17 protein-coding genes are annotated in these 14,775 nt (G+C 60.6%); 9 read left to right on the top strand and 8 right to left on the bottom strand.

From position 1 onward, the window contains the following. Positions 1-400: 400 nt before the first annotated feature. Positions 401-1,120, top strand: coding sequence for a GntR family transcriptional regulator (locus tag KYT97_RS13735; protein ID WP_219112595.1), 720 nt, complete (start codon positions 401-403; stop codon positions 1,118-1,120). 108 nt (positions 1,121-1,228) lie between these two features. Here the strand turns inward: KYT97_RS13735 and KYT97_RS13740 are convergent, their stop codons facing one another. From KYT97_RS13740 to KYT97_RS13755, 4 genes are read right to left on the bottom strand one after another with little or no spacing between them, the layout of a single operon-like run. Next, positions 1,229-1,780, bottom strand: coding sequence for an SRPBCC family protein (locus KYT97_RS13740; RefSeq protein WP_033231745.1), 552 nt, complete (start codon positions 1,778-1,780; stop codon positions 1,229-1,231). Between the two features lie 41 nt (positions 1,781-1,821). Further along, on the bottom strand, positions 1,822-2,478 hold the full coding sequence (locus tag KYT97_RS13745) for an alpha/beta hydrolase family protein (protein ID WP_172936598.1): 657 nt from the start codon (positions 2,476-2,478) through the stop codon (positions 1,822-1,824). Next, positions 2,475-3,239, bottom strand: coding sequence for an MBL fold metallo-hydrolase (locus KYT97_RS13750; protein WP_219112597.1), 765 nt, complete (start codon positions 3,237-3,239; stop codon positions 2,475-2,477). Before KYT97_RS13750 ends, KYT97_RS13745 begins: the two co-directional genes overlap by 4 nt. Positions 3,240-3,272: 33 nt before the next feature. Beyond that, positions 3,273-4,193 (bottom strand): tyrosine-protein phosphatase, encoded by a 921-nt coding sequence (locus tag KYT97_RS13755; RefSeq protein ID WP_051730286.1) that lies wholly within the window; start codon positions 4,191-4,193, stop codon positions 3,273-3,275. A 127-nt stretch (positions 4,194-4,320) separates the two neighbouring features. Here KYT97_RS13755 and KYT97_RS13760 point away from each other — a divergent pair, with 127 nt between their 5' ends. Then, positions 4,321-5,388, top strand: a complete 1,068-nt coding sequence (locus KYT97_RS13760; RefSeq protein ID WP_245006120.1) for an alpha/beta hydrolase — start codon at positions 4,321-4,323, stop codon at positions 5,386-5,388. Positions 5,389-5,393: 5 nt separating this feature from the next. On the opposite strand, the gene KYT97_RS13765 is transcribed toward KYT97_RS13760, so the two are convergent. Next, complete coding sequence (locus KYT97_RS13765; RefSeq protein ID WP_033231749.1) at positions 5,394-5,774, bottom strand: DUF1801 domain-containing protein; 381 nt, start codon at positions 5,772-5,774, stop codon at positions 5,394-5,396. 110 nt (positions 5,775-5,884) lie between these two features. On the opposite strand from KYT97_RS13765, the gene KYT97_RS13770 reads away from it, so the two are divergent. The 3 genes from KYT97_RS13770 (at position 5,885) to KYT97_RS13780 (ending at position 8,096) form a co-directional block, all read left to right on the top strand. Further along, the gene (locus KYT97_RS13770; RefSeq protein ID WP_143547521.1) at positions 5,885-6,496 is read left to right on the top strand and encodes a hypothetical protein; all 612 of its coding nucleotides are present in this window, start codon (positions 5,885-5,887) and stop codon (positions 6,494-6,496) included. 2 nt (positions 6,497-6,498) lie between these two features. Continuing rightward, positions 6,499-7,470: a hypothetical protein gene (locus tag KYT97_RS13775; RefSeq protein WP_219112601.1), complete on the top strand. Its 972-nt coding sequence runs from the start codon at positions 6,499-6,501 to the stop codon at positions 7,468-7,470. A 107-nt stretch (positions 7,471-7,577) separates the two neighbouring features. Further along, the gene (locus KYT97_RS13780) at positions 7,578-8,096 is read left to right on the top strand and encodes a GNAT family N-acetyltransferase (protein WP_219112603.1); all 519 of its coding nucleotides are present in this window, start codon (positions 7,578-7,580) and stop codon (positions 8,094-8,096) included. A gap of 3 nt (positions 8,097-8,099) precedes the next feature. On the opposite strand, the gene KYT97_RS13785 is transcribed toward KYT97_RS13780, so the two are convergent. Next, positions 8,100-8,327 (bottom strand): hypothetical protein, encoded by a 228-nt coding sequence (locus KYT97_RS13785; RefSeq protein ID WP_033231855.1) that lies wholly within the window; start codon positions 8,325-8,327, stop codon positions 8,100-8,102. Positions 8,328-8,539: 212 nt separating this feature from the next. Here KYT97_RS13785 and KYT97_RS13790 point away from each other — a divergent pair, with 212 nt between their 5' ends. The 3 genes from KYT97_RS13790 to KYT97_RS13800 all read left to right on the top strand — a co-directional run bounded on the left by KYT97_RS13790 (position 8,540) and on the right by KYT97_RS13800 (position 10,669). Next, entirely contained in the window at positions 8,540-9,385 is an 846-nt protein-coding gene (locus KYT97_RS13790) for an LLM class F420-dependent oxidoreductase (protein WP_219112605.1), read from the top strand. 109 nt (positions 9,386-9,494) lie between these two features. Continuing rightward, complete coding sequence (locus KYT97_RS13795; protein WP_219112607.1) at positions 9,495-10,052, top strand: flavin reductase family protein; 558 nt, start codon at positions 9,495-9,497, stop codon at positions 10,050-10,052. After that, on the top strand, positions 10,049-10,669 hold the full coding sequence (locus tag KYT97_RS13800) for a superoxide dismutase (RefSeq protein ID WP_033231754.1): 621 nt from the start codon (positions 10,049-10,051) through the stop codon (positions 10,667-10,669). The genes KYT97_RS13795 and KYT97_RS13800 overlap by 4 nt, the downstream gene beginning before the upstream one ends. Before the next feature lie 7 nt (positions 10,670-10,676). Here the strand turns inward: KYT97_RS13800 and KYT97_RS13805 are convergent, their stop codons facing one another. Further along, positions 10,677-12,311, bottom strand: a complete 1,635-nt coding sequence (locus tag KYT97_RS13805; protein ID WP_219112609.1) for an FAD-dependent oxidoreductase — start codon at positions 12,309-12,311, stop codon at positions 10,677-10,679. A gap of 62 nt (positions 12,312-12,373) precedes the next feature. Continuing rightward, positions 12,374-13,138, bottom strand: a complete 765-nt coding sequence (locus tag KYT97_RS13810; protein WP_045064706.1) for an enoyl-CoA hydratase/isomerase family protein — start codon at positions 13,136-13,138, stop codon at positions 12,374-12,376. Positions 13,139-13,228: 90 nt separating this feature from the next. On the opposite strand from KYT97_RS13810, the gene KYT97_RS13815 reads away from it, so the two are divergent. Further along, on the top strand, positions 13,229-14,761 hold the full coding sequence (locus KYT97_RS13815) for an AMP-binding protein (protein ID WP_219112611.1): 1,533 nt from the start codon (positions 13,229-13,231) through the stop codon (positions 14,759-14,761). Positions 14,762-14,775 lie beyond the last annotated feature (14 nt).

Here is a 14,775-nt window from a genome sequence, read left to right on the forward strand (position 1 = left end):
CGGGATCTAGGGTTGCGATCTGATTTTGGTAGGCCAGAACTACCGGGCGGTCCGAGTTCGCCGGTCCGGAGTCGCTCCTGGCCGCACTCGTACACGCCGTCAATGTAGAAACAACCGCAAGACCCACAATTACAGCTCTAAATCGCTGCTGTGCACTGCATTTCGATCTGAATAACACGACCGTTCCTTCCGGATGCCTATCGGGAGCGTGGCTTCACATGTTCTGGATCGACGAACATTTGCACGACATTGGGCTGAACGTTCGGATGTATATGGTCTACCAAGTAGAGTGACCGACCACCAAGCCGAAAAGCGTTACATTCCTGTTAACCCGCCTTACCTGCACATTTACAGAACGGCACTCTTGGACTATTTCAATTTGGTATGCCAAAATATCCACATGACATCAGGTACCAACGCAGTACCGCTCAGCGACACCAACCTGCTGACAGGCGCCCCTGGCGGTCTCCTCGATACTCCGCTACCGAAGCAGATCTATTCGATAATCAGGGAACGCATAATCGCCGGAACCTACCCGCCGGGCAGTCGGCTGCGTGAGCGCGAACTGGCCGAGGAATTCAGAGTTTCCCGCGTTCCATTGCGCGAAGCACTGCCACAGCTCGAATCGGACGGATTCATCCAAATTCTGCCTCGGCGCGGTGCCGTCGTCACTCAGCTGTCGCTGGTCGATATCAACGAGTTGTTCGATCTGAGGCTTGCACTCGAACCGTATGCATCGCGGTGCGCGGCAGAAAATGTTGCAGCTGGTGCGTCAACAGCGGCGCTGGATGCCACGATGCGCCGGACAGAGGAATTGATGGGTACGGACGAACCATTGCTCATTCCGGCCATCAACGCACAGTTTCACATGGATATTGTGAAGCTGTCGCAAAACAGACTTCTCGAATCGGTCATGACTTCACTGATGGGTAGAGTTCACTGGCTGTTCCGGCTGACGTGGCACCACAACCCGGTCGCATCATGTACTGCGCACCGCGAGCTGTGTGAAGCTATCCGTAGCGGAAACGGAAGACTGGCTGAGGCAACGGCTTTTGCACACATCGAGCACGGACGCGAACCTACGATGAACAGCCTCAGACACATACAACCCGATGTCTAGGCCATCCGCAGTGCCAGGCGCGCCCACATTGCCGTGCTGTCAGGGCACACCTGGAACTACAAATACATCGAATCGGCGACTACCGGTCGAGCTGATCGTGCCGACGCGTTACCAGACTTCGGATTCCTCGATCCCCAACTGACGGGCGTAGCGCGAGTTGAGATCGTCCCAGCCGTACTCGCGTGCCTTCGCTCCCACGATCGGACCGAACGGCGAACCAGCAAGCAGCCCGTCGAGAACGTCGAAACACAGGTGCCACCCCGCCGCCAACGCGGACGCCATTCCTTCGGCGCGCGAACGCTGCGTCAGAACCACCCTGGTTCCGCCCTCGACCGGAGTGAGCTCCCAGATCAATTCGTCCGGGCCCCATTCGTGTTCGAGTCGACGAGCTTCGTCGACCACGCGGACGGACGCCGGAAACGACATCTCCGGATCGCCTTCCTCCGACAGCATGGCGATGACCACTTCGCCGACGCTGCCCAAGTTGCGATCAGCCGTGTACGGAGTCCACTGGGCCAACATTTCCGGATCGGTCACCGCCGCCCACACCTGATCCACGGGATAAGGCAACGTTCTCGGGAAGGTGACAACCGTGTCGTCGCCGTCGACGGTGACCGTCACGTCGGACAGGGCACTGGGTTGATATTGCTGGGCACTCATAGTTCGATCTCACCAGGTGCCACCGACAGGAGCAACCGGCGTCAGCGTGGCCTGATTCCGAAGAGCCCGAATGCCGCCGCGACAGTCTGTTCGACCACGGGAAACTTGGTTACCCCGAGGTCGTGTTTGGCGCCGTCGAACTCCACCAACGTCGTTGCTGCGGGGATCAAGTCAAGTGCCGACTGCATCTCGTCCGTCGTCGCGAATTCGTCCTTCGAACCGTGGACCACCACCGTGGGGGTGGTCAGTGCCGGAAGGTGCTCGGTGCGCAGTTTCTCCGGCTTCTTCGGCGGATGCAATGGGTAGGACAGCAAGATCAGCCCATCCACCAAACCAGGGTTCTCGGCCGCCGCCATCGAGGACTGGCGTCCACCGTACGAATGTCCACCGAGAAGTAGAGGTCCATCGCTCGGGTAGTCCTTACGCAGTGTCGCAACAACATCAGCGATTCCCGATCGGTCTTCGGCGGCACGGGACGGGTGCGGTGGCCCCTTCGGCCGACGAACACGGTAGGCAAGATCAAATCGTAGAACCTGTACTCCGGCTTCGGCAAAACCCTCGGCAACAGCGCGAAGCAGCACGGTGTCGCAGTTGCTTCCGGCACCGTGTGTCAGAGCCACGGTCGCGATCGGGTCCGTATCCGGCCGATGCAGGAATCCTTGCAGCTCACCGCGGTCGACGGTCTCGAAGGTGGTCATGGTCGCATCCTTGTCCGGCCCGCGCGGGCCTGCTCGACTGCCTCCGTCATCGTCCCCTCGTACGCGGGCCCGTGCCCCGGGAAAATGACACCGGCCGGGGTTTCCGCAATGGCGTCCAACGCCTCGTCCGTTGCTTCCCGGTGGTGATTGAACGGGCACACCAGGAACTGCGGCCCCGTCTGCCGGGACGTGGCATGGCCAGTCACCAGAGCGTCACCCGAAGCAACGACGCCGGCACCGGGAATCAGGTACGCACTGTGTCCATCGGTATGCCCATGCGTGGGAATCGGCACGATACGGCCGGGAACATCCAAAGCACCACCCTCCGCAAAAGCCTGCGCCTGAGGCAGTTTCGCTCCCTTCAGCGCGCCGGCGCCGATCACGTCGAACAGCCACTTCGGCGCGCCCCGGCGCCACAGCAGTAACGGAACTTTGACCGGCCCGAGTTGCTGCAGGTATTCGCGTCGCGCATGCGGTACTTCCAACGGGTCCATCAATACCGGTAGGTCGTGGCGGGTCAGTATGTCCGCGATCCCGCCGATGTGATCGATATGGGCGTGAGTGACAAGCACGGCGCGCACATCGCCGATGCTGTGACCGATCTGCTCGATCGACCGTTCAACGTCACCGCCGTTGGCGGGATACCCACCGTCGATCAGAGTGAGATCGGAGCCTTCCTCGACGAGAACCCAATTTGCGTGCCCACATTGAACGAGGTGTGTGTTGTCGACCCGCGTGATCGACAATGCCTTGGTACTCATGATTGACAGTCTGCGGCATTGAGCCCCGGAAACTCAGCCGACGAGCTTGTTCACCAGTACAGCGATTGTCTGCGGAGACAGGTTCAGGCCCGTGAGCAGATAGTTGTACACAGTGCCGTAATCAGCTTCGAGTTGCGCAAATCCAGCCTCGAGATAGCTCGCATCGACGTGCAGAATCGGAGAGTAGATCGCTGCCATTTCCGGCCCACTCGCCGCCGCAGCACCCGCAAGTTGACGATCAATCGATAGGCGCGAGTACTCGTTGGTCAGTAGGTAGTCCGCCATGATCGTGTCCCACGGCACTCCTACCATGGACTGCAAAAGTGCCGAAGTCCATCCGGTGCGGTCCTTTCCGGAGGTGCAATGAACGATCTGGGCACCGGACGTATCTGCGAGAGAATTGAATAGCGTCGCGAAACTCGCTCGCACCGCCGCGTCCGTTACAAAAGATCGGTTGAGATCTTGCATGAAGGCCACCGCGTCCGCTGGGCTCTTCAGTTTGCCCGATATACCGCCCAAATTGCCGGACAACGTGGGCAACCAGGTGTAAGTCGCCTTGGCGGGCAGACGATCTTCCTTGCCAACAATCTCCGGTTCGGTCCGAAGGTCGTACACCGCCGTGATTCCGAGCCCGTCGAGAGCAGCGAGGTCGGCATCGTTTGGCAGCAAGGCATTCGAACGGTAGAACACGCCGCGATTCATCTGGACTCCACCGACGCCCCGATATCCGGCACCGTCCCCCGCGACATCCCGAAAATTGTCGACGGACGCCAATCGGGGTGTCGGCGCCACAAGCTCCTGACTCGACCCCAGAGCGGACGACCCGAATCCCAGCGCCCCCGTCGGATCAGCAACAGCGACAGTTGATCCCGCAAAAACCAGGGCTCCAGCAACTGCGAGCGTGACTGCCAAACGATTTTTGCGAACTGTGGTGCTTACTGACAAGCCTGTCATCAAAGTTTCCCTTCGAGCATCGTCATTGCACGGACATCAGTGACGGTATCTCAATTCTTGAATTCGTAAATCTAATATCAATTAAGAAGAACGCTATTCTTAAAAATTGGTTGGTAGTGTGCGCCACGTGCCGGAATCGTGGAACAGCGCCAGTGATCTCACAGTTCGGGGCCTCGCCGAGGCAGGCCTGGTTGCAGCAGCATTCGCGCTGCCTGCAGCGGTCAAACGCCGTATCACCGGCCCGCCGGTACACCGGGACGGACACATTCTCGACCCCGACGCGCACATGTTGTTGACTCTCGCCAAAGCACGCCCGCGGCCCGCACTGTCGTCGGAGCCACATGTACTTTCCGCCGCGCGCGCCGAATTGACGCGAACGGCGATGTTGATGGCCGGCCGACCGGCGTCGGCGCACACGGAAGACATCTCCGTACAAGGCGCCGACGGCCCACTTCGCGCTCGCCTCTACGTGCCCACCCACGAGTCCGGGGCACTGCTGGTGTTCTTCCACGGCGGCGGCTGGGTTCAGGGTGATCTCGAATCACATGACGCACCGTGCCGACTGTTGGCTGAAACCTCAGGGGCCAGAATCGTCGCTGTCGAATATCGACTTGCACCCGAATTCCCTTTCCCCACACCGGTACACGATGCCTATGCGTCGTACCTCGACATTGTTTCTCGGGCAACCGAGTTCGCCGTCGACCCTGCTCGCATTGCGGTGGGTGGCGACAGCGCGGGTGGGCACCTGTCGGCTGTTGTTTCACTCCGCGCCCGCGATGACGGATATCCGTCACCGGCAGCCCAGTTGCTGATCTATCCGGCCACCGACTTTCACGAGAGAAGGCCGTCCCGAACGACGTTCGGCGAAGGATTCTTTCTGACCGAGGCAAATATGAACTTCTACGAGCGCAGTTTCCTCGGCGAGAACTCGGATCGGCTGGACCCGTGGGTGTCTCCATTGCGTGCCCAAAGCCACAACGATCTTCCACCGGCAATTGTGGTGACAGCTGGATTCGATCCACTGCGCGACGAAGGTGAAGCATACGCACAGCTGCTGCGCGACAACGGAGTTCGCGTTGTCGCGCGGCGCTATCCCGGATTCATCCACGGGTTCGTGAATGTTCTCGGCCCCAGTGCCCGATCGCGTGCGGCGGTTGTCGAAATAGGCGGAATGCTCCGAGCACTGTTGAGCTAGAGCACCTATGCCGTATTGAGCGCAATCGCGGCGTGAATGAGGGCCGTGAAGGCTTTCTCGTCGATGGTGTCGCCTTCGTTGAAGTCGATAGCGCGCCTGGTGTTGCCTTCGAGGCTGGAGTTGAACATTCCCGTCGGGTCATCCAATGCGGCCCCCTTGAAGAACGTCACCTTCACAGCCTTCTTGTACGTCTCACCGGTGCAGAGAATGCCGTCGTGTTCCCACACCGGAACTCCACGCCATTTCCACTCCTCGACCACATCGGGGTCGGCTTCCTTGACCAAAGTCCGGATCCGAGCGAGCATCTCCCCTCGCCAGTCACCGAGTTCCTCGATCCTCGCGTCGATCAATTCAGAGGGGGTACCCCCTGCTGCGTCCTTCTTCATGGTCGGTCACCCTCTCCACGATCGACTCGCTCCAAGTCACTCGAGTATGCCCGATCGTCTTTGCACCGTGCGGCAAATATGTTGCGTGTGCCCGCATCCAGAATTTCGTGATGAATAATGCAGCGATGGCACCACTCGGAACGCGAGTAGCAACTACCCTGTCGGCGAAAACGCGAAGCGGGTTGTTGGTCCGGTCCGCACTCATGGGAGTCGCCACCGTCGGCGTAGTCATCTCCGCGGTCCTCTCACTCGGCGGTGACAACCGTGAAGCCGGCACCGCATCAGGATCACTCACCGCTACGAATGGTGGAACCCACAACAGCGCCGAAGCCATCGTCGGGACGTTCCCGCCGGCCCTTGCCGAGGCGAGCATCTGCTCGCCGGGCTCGCTCAACTCGACCGGCGACTTGTACCTACTCTGCACGGTCGACTCCGGGTCAGCTCTCGCCCAGAGCGTCTCAACCGACTACAACATCGTCTTCATCACCTGGGTGAACCAGACCGAAGCTGGTAAAACACTCATCGACTGGCGCGAGAACGAGCGGCCCGAACTCATCACTGAGAACCGCTCGCGTACCGCAGCCGCCCGCATCGAGTATCGAGACGCCGTCAGCACCACGGAGTACGCCAACTCCGACAGCGGGCTCCACATCACCTCGAGCGCCGTTTTTCCGAATGCCGTAACCGCCAAGGCATTCCTCGAACGCGCCGGCCTGGTCTGAGAATGCGCAAATTCCTGGCTGTCACGTTCATCATCGCGCTGAGCGTGTTCGCAGTGGCAGCGATGTACCTTTCCGTGCGCGGCGATAGCGTCTCGTTCACTCCTGCGGTGGCGTCCGTAGTCGACCATGCGGAATGCACTACGCCCGATATCTCCGGACCACTCAGCGGGCTCGCTCAGATGGATTCACAATTCCCGCCAACAACCGAACCCGACTATCCGCCATCGGATTTCGAACCGGTAGCGCTCATCCGGTGCGAACGCGGGGAAAACGCCGCCGGCGGGTTGACTATCGACGCGGTTCACCTTGAAGGCGACGTATCTGCAGTAGTCGAAGCATTCCGAACCGACTCGCACCGGTTCCGCGACAACATCTCTGCTGACTGCGCGATACGGGAAATCGTCCCCGTCGGCCTGTGGTTCGTCGACGCGTCGGGTAACGCATTTCGTCCAGCTTGGCCGTCAGCGCCGTGCGGATTCCAGGACGCACCTCTCGAAACGCTGGACACCTTGCATGAGGTCAGCCGTCAGCAGCACCCGATCGACGCCATATCGGCGGACGAACCGGGAATCTGCACAACGTCGATCGGATCGTTGTTCGATCTCACCACCCCCGACGACGTCGAGCGATCAGTGCGTTCCGAGAACACCGGATACTCACCTCTCGACAGTCCGTTGGCCACACCCGTCGACGACGTCGGCCGACTGCAGGTATGCCGCTACAACCTGGGCCGGGAATCCCCGCATATCCGCCTGACCTTGACAGACAGTGCCGAGCTGATGCATGCCGCGGCCGCAGCACCCATCGCCCCACCGTGCGATCTGATCGCGCAACAGGTGGCGTCGATCGATCTCCGTCGAGCTGACGGCTCCGGGGGAACCCAAGTTCTTGCCGAACTCGACGGTTGCCAACGCATCAGATTCGGCGGATACCGCCAGATACCCACATCGATCACCGAACTGCTGTCGCGATGATGCCATTGAGAAAGCCATTGCATCACTGAGTATTTCGAGCCAAAGAGTTGGTGAACGCGGAATATAGAGTCGCACGACGGCAGCTACCTCGGGTAGCTTCGTACTCCATGTACATCCGCCGCGAATGCCCGTCCGACCGTGACGCCGTCTACTCACTTCTCGACGCTGCATTTGCGGATCAGGCACCGCCGGGCGAAACGCCGTACGAAATGGAACTGACGCGCCAACTCTTTGCGTCCGACGAGTACCTGCCGAAGTTGTCCCTGGTGGCCGAGGCAGACGGCGAGATTCTCGGCTTCGTCATCGGAACCCGGGGATGGGTCGGCGAGGTGGAGGCTGTGGGCCTAGGCCCGCTGGCAGTGACACCCGAAAACCAACGGTCCGGCGTCGGCTCTGCGTTGATGCACGCGGTCATCGGCGCAGCGGACGCTCTGGACGTGCCGTTGCTCGCACTACTGGGCAGCACTGAGTACTACCCACGGTTCGGGTTTGTGACCAGCACGAAGGTGGGCGTCGAATCACCGGAAGCCGAATGGGGTGCCCATTTCCAGATTCGCACCCTGTCTGCGCACACCTCAGATCAGGTGGGCACGTTCAAATACGCGGCACCGTTCGATATGCCCTGACCGTCAGTCGAACAGTGTCGGTGACACGCCCTCGTCGGAAGCACCTTCGGCGGGGGCGATCTTCTTGCCGCCACCCTTACGCACGACAGTCAGACTGGTCGTCCGTAGCGACAGCCTGTGCCCGTCACCGTGTTCGAGCAACGCCATACCCTGCCGGACTTCGACTACCGTCCACGGACCCGCATGGTCGGCCGCCTGTACGAGGTCACCGGACTCCACCTCAGTTGCCATGACCACTCCTTAGTTCCTCGTGTCCTGCACGTTCTCCTTCACATTATCGACGTGACCATGTAGCGGCAGACGCGCAGGGTAGGGCTTCGCCCCGTGCGCCTTTTCGGTAGCGCCGACTGCCAGAAAGGCGCACAGGGCCGAAGGCCCAAAACCACCCCGAACGAACCTGCAACAAGTTACAGTTTTTCGACGGACCATCGAAGGAGAAGCCTGTGCGCTACGGAGTCAGCTTGTTCACCAGCGACCGCGGCATTCGCCCTGCTGATGCGGCCGTTGCCGCCGAAGCTGCCGGGTTCGACGCCTTCTACGTTCCCGAGCACACTCACATCCCGGCATCACGGGCGTCGGATCATCCGGGCACCAAATCCGCGGAACTTCCGGACGACCGCTACATGCGCACCCTCGACCCCTGGGTTGCGCTCGGCACTGCAGCATCGGTCACCAGCACCATTCGCCTGGGCACGTCGGTGGCACTCCCCCTCGAACATGATCCGATTACTCTGGCAAAAACCATCGCCTCACTGGATCACCTGTCCGATGGACGTGTTGTCTTCGGTGTCGGATTCGGCTGGAATGCAGAGGAACTCGCCGATCACGGAGTACCCCCGAACAAACGTCGTACGGCTCTTCGTGAATACCTCGAAGCAATGGGTGAACTCTGGTCGAAGGACGAGGCATCCTACGAGGGCCAGTTCGTGAAGTACGGGGCCAGTTGGGCATGGCCCAAGCCCGTACAGAAACCGCGTCCACCCATCCTCCTCGGCGCCGGTGCGAGCGAAAAGACCTTCAAGTGGATCGCACAGTCCGCCGACGGCTGGATCACGACGCCGATCCAGCAAGAGATCGAGGAAAACGTAGAGCTGTTTCGCAAGATCTGGTCCGAAGCCGGTCGAGTCGGCGAACCTGAAATCACCGTCCTCGCCGGAAAGCCCGAGGCGGACAAGCTCGCTCACTGGGAGAGCATCGGAGTTACCGAGGCAATGTTCGGCACGCCGGACGCCGCTCCCACCGACGTTGTGGAATACATCAAGAGATTGGCCACCAAGCTAGGACGGTGAACCCCGTCACATCACCTTGATCTCAAGCGCGCTCGAGGTTTTACCGTCAATACAGCACAGGCCACGTGCATCGGCGGAATTACCCGAGTAGCGGAAGGTGAACTCTCACGTGACGACGGAACTAGTTGGACCGCATACCGATTCGATACCAAAACCGTCGATCCGTGAATCTTTTGTCGATGCCTTCCGTCGACATCCTGCGGGCGTCGCCATTATCACTGCCGCCGGCGAAGACGGCCCGGTCGGGATAACGTCGTCGTCGGTGATGTCGATCAGTGCCGACCCCGCTGTACTCGCGTTCTCACTACAATCCCTGCGAGGATCTGCTGCAGCGATCGCGGCCGCGTCCAGTTTCCTTGTTCACCTTGCGCATTCCGACAATGTAGAGCTGGCAGAAACATTTGCCACGCGTGGCGCCGTCCGATTCGGCGCGGACATGGACTGGTCGTTTCTGTCGACCGGTGAACCGTTCCTCCACGGAACGGCGCATGCTCTCCGCGCGGTCCCACTCGGCGCCACCGCTTGTGGTTCGGCGCTCATCGTCACGGCAGAAGTTGTCGAGGTCATCGCGCCGACGCGTGTTCTCTCCCCACTCGTCTACCACAACCGGGCGTACCACCATCTCACCCCAGCGACTCATCACCGATCGAAAGGCACACCACAATGACCGAATACGTCTTGCCCCAGCTCGATTACGATTACGCAGCCCTCGAACCTCACATCTCAGGCGAGATCATGGAGCTGCACCACAGCAAGCATCACGCGACCTACGTCGCCGGCGCAAACAGTGCAATCGAGCAGTTGGCCGCCGCACGAGAAGACGGCACGATCGCAGCCAAGGCTCCGCAACTCAGTAAGAACCTCGCCTTCCACCTCGGCGGCCACACCAATCACTCGATCTTCTGGAAGAACCTCTCCCCCAACGGTGGTGAGCGACCTGAAGGAGAACTGGCCGCTGCCATCGACGAACACTTCGGCTCGTTCGACGCGTTCGTGACGCACTTCTCCGCGGTCGCAACCACTTTGCAGGGCTCCGGCTGGGCTGTACTGGCCTACGACACGATCGGTCAGCGTCTGATCATCGAGCAGCTCACAGATCAGCAGGGAAACATCAGCATCGGCATTGTTCCGCTCCTGATGCTCGACATGTGGGAGCACGCCTTCTATCTTCAGTACAAGAACGTCAAGGCCGACTACGTGAAGGCATACTGGAATGTCATCAACTGGGACGACGTGGCGCAGCGCTACGCCGACGCCACGTCGGTCCTGGGTTCCGGAAAGTAACCCCCCCTTAACGACTTACAGTCCGTGCAGTGATCTTGATGCGAGGGCGGCCGGCAGCTTTACCGGCCGCCTTCTCTTGTGCGTCCCGGGCCGCCCACCCCGCCTTGTCGATCATGTCGGGTTGACGTTCCGTCACCAGTTCGACCAAGGATGTCCGGTCGAGTTCAGGCGCGGTCAGCAATCCGGCGTCGAAGTCTGCCAGTAGTTGCGCGACGGTTTCCTTCGCGTCGACTCGGTTGGTGCCGATCACACCGCGCGGGCCCCGCTTGATCCAGCCGCTGGTGTAGACGCCGACTGCGCCGTCCACCCGGCCCTGATGGTTGGGAATGATTCCCCGTCCTTCGTCGAACGGAACGTCAGCGACTGGTTCGCCGCGATATCCCACCGATCGCAGAACAAGCGACGCTTCCAGCCTTTCGACCTTCTCGGTCGCCGATGCCGCAAGATCGTCGTCAAGTGTGTTGTGCACCAACGTCACCGATTCGACGCGGTCGGTGCCCTGCAGTTCGCTGGGCGCGACGAGATACCGGAAGACGATTCGCTTGTTGCCTCCGTCCGCCGGCTTCTGTGCGTACTCACGTGCAAGGTCAACTTTGAGTTTGTCGGACAGCAGCGCATCGGGATCATCCAGGGCTGCTGCGCTTGCCGCGTCCAGCACGACGTCCTGTTGGTCGATCACGACGTCGACACCGTTCAGGTGACCCAGCGCGAGAAACTCCGGGGCGGAGTACGCGGCCTGGAGTGGGCCCCGTCGTCCGAGAACAACAACCTCACGGATATTGCTGTTGCGCAGGGCGTCCAACGTGTGGTCAGCAATGTCGGTTCTTGCGAGTTCGTCGACATCGCACGTGAGAACACGCGCGACATCGAGTGCCACGTTGCCGTTTCCGACGATAACCGCGCGCTCCCCCGAAAGGTCGAATTCACGATCCGAAAAGTCCGGATGCCCGTTGTACCAGGACACGAATTCCGTCGCGGAATGACTGCCGGGCAATGATTCTCCGGGGATGCCCAGCTTGCGATCGGTTGCGGCGCCAACGGCATAGATCACGGCGTCATGGTGCCGCAGTAGCTCGTCGTGCGAAATATGCTTGCCCACTTCGACGTCGAGGTAGAACTGAAACGACTCCGATTTGAACGAAGACCCGAAGACACTCACGACGCCTTTGGTTTCCTGATGATCCGGCGCAACTCCACTGCGCACCAACCCCCAAGGCGAGGGCAAGCGGTCGAACATCTCGACCTCCACTGATCCCCGCGCCAGCAGTTCGGCAGCGCAGTAGCAGGCTGCAGGACCGGATCCGACTATCGCGACACGTATTCGAGGCAGATCCGCTGACGGGCGTTTCGGCGGAGTGGGGAATGCAACGTCATCGGTGTCCAATGGATTCTGCTCGAAGTACGCCGCATTGATCTCCGTGTACCGACTCATCGACTCACTGAGATCGTATTCGGAGTAGATCGCATCCACCGGACACGCGTCGACGCATGCCCCGCAGTCGATGCAGGTGTCCGGATCGATGTACAGCATCTCAGCGGTGGTGTATCCGGGGTCTCCGGGCCGCGGACGGATGCAGTCGACCGGGCACACCGCTACGCAACTGGTGTCGTTGCAGCATCGTTGAGTGATCACAAAAGTCATGTGGAGTCCGTAACTGGTCGGAAAGTGCGGCACCGATTCGCACGCACTCGTAGGAGTTCAGTTCACTTGTTGCGGTTCATAACCCGGTCTGCTGCTGCCCAGTGTTCGTCGGTAATCCACAAGCGCGCAAAAGCGTCGATAGCTTCGGGAGGAGCAACCCCGGACATCACCCGTTTGATGCTCTCGGCTGGAGCATTGGCAAGCGACTTCGCCAGCGAGCGCCAGCCCTCGTCGAAGGATTCTCGGGGCAGGACGCGATCGACGAGTCCGAGCGATTCCGCGTCAGCAGCACCCATGATCGTTCCGGAACCGGCAAGCATCAATGCCCGACCGCGCCCGACAAGTGCGGCAAGCCGCTCGGCTCCACCCCACGCGGGCATGATTCCGAGACTCACCTGATTGAAGCCGATCTTGATGTCGTGCGCGGCAATTCGAATATCTGCCGCCACGGCAACTTCGGCGCCGCCGCCGAGCGCATGCCCGTTCAATGCAGCGATGACGGGTCCGGGGAATTGTGCGATGCGGTCACAGATCGACCGCATCCGCCGGGCCATGTCCGCCGCCTGTTCCAGCGTCCGAAGTTTGGCCAGTTCCTTGAGATCGCCACCGGAGACAAACGCACGATCACCAGCGCCGGTGATCACCAGGGCGCGGGCCCCGCGAACCGAGTCGAGTGCCTCGTCCAATTGGTCCATCGTTTCCGGCGCGATGGCATTGCGTGCTTGTGGACGGTCGATGGTGATGATCGCCAACTCGCCGTCCATTTCAACGATAACCAAGATGTTCTCCGTTACGATATTAGCATTCTTGTTTTGTGAGAATAACATATTCACGACTGGCAGAAGCCAGTTCGACCGCTCCCGTCTCGTGCCGCAGTTCGGCCTAGGAGCGGCCCGGTTACCTGCATTGGAGCTCATATGCGGCACATTCCCGCCACGCTTGCCACCCGGTACCTCGAGGAGGGTTGGTGGACTCAGGACACGATCGGCACGATGCTCACCCGAGGCCTCGCTGCCGCCCCCGACACCGAATTTCGCATCCACTCGAAGATCCGTCCGTGGACCGGAACATTTGCCGACGTGGATCTGGTGGCACGCAAGTTGGCCGGCGGCCTGCGCGAACGCGGCGTCGGCGCGGGTGATGTCGTCGCGTTCCAGCTTCCGAACTGGATGGAAGCAGCAGCGGTCTTCTGGGCGTCGACCTTCCTCGGCGCAACGGTTGTTCCCATCGTTCACTTCTACGGCCGCAAGGAAGTTGCCTACATCCTCGACGAGACGAAGCCGAAGGTCTTCATCACGGCCGAGAAGTTCGGACGCACCGAGTACCAGCCGGATCTGTGCGCGAACATCCCCATCGTCGGAGTTGTCGGTCGCGATTTCGAAGATCTGCTCAGCGACGTACCACTGGCGGAGAACATCGACACAGACCCCACTTCCGCCGTGCTCATCGCTTTCACCTCCGGCACGACGCGCGCTCCCAAGGGCGTCATCCACAGTCATCAGACACTCGGGCACGAAACCCGCCAACTCTTGGGTCTGTACCCGAAAGACCGTGGCAAGCAACTCACGTCAGCCCCGGTCGGTCACTTCATCGGCATGGTCAATGCCTTCCTCATTCCAGTCGTCGACGGCTCCCCGATAAACCTCACCGATGCGTGGGATCCGGAACAGGCACTGGAGTTGATGACCAGCGATCAACTCACCGTCGGCGGCGGCGCAACCTACTTCCTCACCAGCCTGCTCGATCATCCGAAGTTCACGCCGGAACATCTCGCGTGCATGAAATATGCGGGACTTGGCGGCTCGTCCGTCCCCGCGGCGGTCACGAGAAGACTGGCCGACTTCGGCATCACCGTCTTCCGCTCGTACGGGAGCACCGAACATCCGTCGATCACGGGATCGAGCCACCTTGCCCCGGAAGACAAGCGGTTGTTCACCGACGGAAATGTCATGGAGGGCGCGGAGATCCGGCTTGCCGATGACGGAGAAATCCTCAGCCGTGGACCCGATCTCTGCATCGGATACACCGACCAGGCGCTCACCGACGCGACATTCGACGCCGACGGTTGGTACCACACCGGGGACATCGGCGAAATCGACGAGGACGGCTACCTGACAATCACGGACCGCAAGTCCGACATCATCATTCGCGGCGGCGAGAACGTGAGCGCACTCGAGGTCGAGGAAATCCTTCTCTCCATGCCGGGAGTCGCCGAAGCCGCAGCGGTATCCGCCCCGGACGAGCGCCTCGGCGAACACGTTGCCGCTGTGCTGCGCCTGCTGCCCGGCCACAGCTTGCCGACGATGGACGAACTCCGCGCTCACTTCGACCGAGCCGGCGTCGCAAAACAGAAGTGGCCGGAGGAATTGCACCAGGTGGACGACTTCCACCGGACGGCCAGCGGCAAGATTCAGAAGTTTTTGGTCCGTCAGGATATTGCGACCGTTTAAAAAAGAGAATAGTG

Source organism: Rhodococcus globerulus (assembly GCF_019334125.1).
In the GTDB taxonomy this organism is placed as follows: domain Bacteria; phylum Actinomycetota; class Actinomycetes; order Mycobacteriales; family Mycobacteriaceae; genus Rhodococcus_F; species Rhodococcus_F globerula.

Excerpts from the sequence above, each read along its gene's own strand:
- KYT97_RS13770 (WP_143547521.1), top strand. The coding sequence starts at position 5,885 with ATGAATAATGCAGCGATGGCACCACTCGGAACGCGAGTAGCAACTACC.
- KYT97_RS13810 (WP_045064706.1), bottom strand. The coding sequence starts at position 13,138 with ATGTTATTCTCACAAAACAAGAATGCTAATATCGTAACGGAGAACATC.
- KYT97_RS13735 (WP_219112595.1), top strand. The coding sequence starts at position 401 with ATGACATCAGGTACCAACGCAGTACCGCTCAGCGACACCAACCTGCTG.
- KYT97_RS13765 (WP_033231749.1), bottom strand. The coding sequence starts at position 5,774 with ATGAAGAAGGACGCAGCAGGGGGTACCCCCTCTGAATTGATCGACGCG.
- KYT97_RS13740 (WP_033231745.1), bottom strand. The coding sequence starts at position 1,780 with ATGAGTGCCCAGCAATATCAACCCAGTGCCCTGTCCGACGTGACGGTC.
- KYT97_RS13750 (WP_219112597.1), bottom strand. The coding sequence starts at position 3,239 with ATGAGTACCAAGGCATTGTCGATCACGCGGGTCGACAACACACACCTC.
- KYT97_RS13805 (WP_219112609.1), bottom strand. The coding sequence starts at position 12,311 with ATGACTTTTGTGATCACTCAACGATGCTGCAACGACACCAGTTGCGTA.
- KYT97_RS13785 (WP_033231855.1), bottom strand. The coding sequence starts at position 8,327 with ATGGCAACTGAGGTGGAGTCCGGTGACCTCGTACAGGCGGCCGACCAT.
- KYT97_RS13745 (WP_172936598.1), bottom strand. The coding sequence starts at position 2,478 with ATGACCACCTTCGAGACCGTCGACCGCGGTGAGCTGCAAGGATTCCTG.
- KYT97_RS13780 (WP_219112603.1), top strand. The coding sequence starts at position 7,578 with ATGTACATCCGCCGCGAATGCCCGTCCGACCGTGACGCCGTCTACTCA.
- KYT97_RS13815 (WP_219112611.1), top strand. The coding sequence starts at position 13,229 with ATGCGGCACATTCCCGCCACGCTTGCCACCCGGTACCTCGAGGAGGGT.
- KYT97_RS13755 (WP_051730286.1), bottom strand. The coding sequence starts at position 4,193 with ATGACAGGCTTGTCAGTAAGCACCACAGTTCGCAAAAATCGTTTGGCA.
- KYT97_RS13800 (WP_033231754.1), top strand. The coding sequence starts at position 10,049 with ATGACCGAATACGTCTTGCCCCAGCTCGATTACGATTACGCAGCCCTC.
- KYT97_RS13775 (WP_219112601.1), top strand. The coding sequence starts at position 6,499 with ATGCGCAAATTCCTGGCTGTCACGTTCATCATCGCGCTGAGCGTGTTC.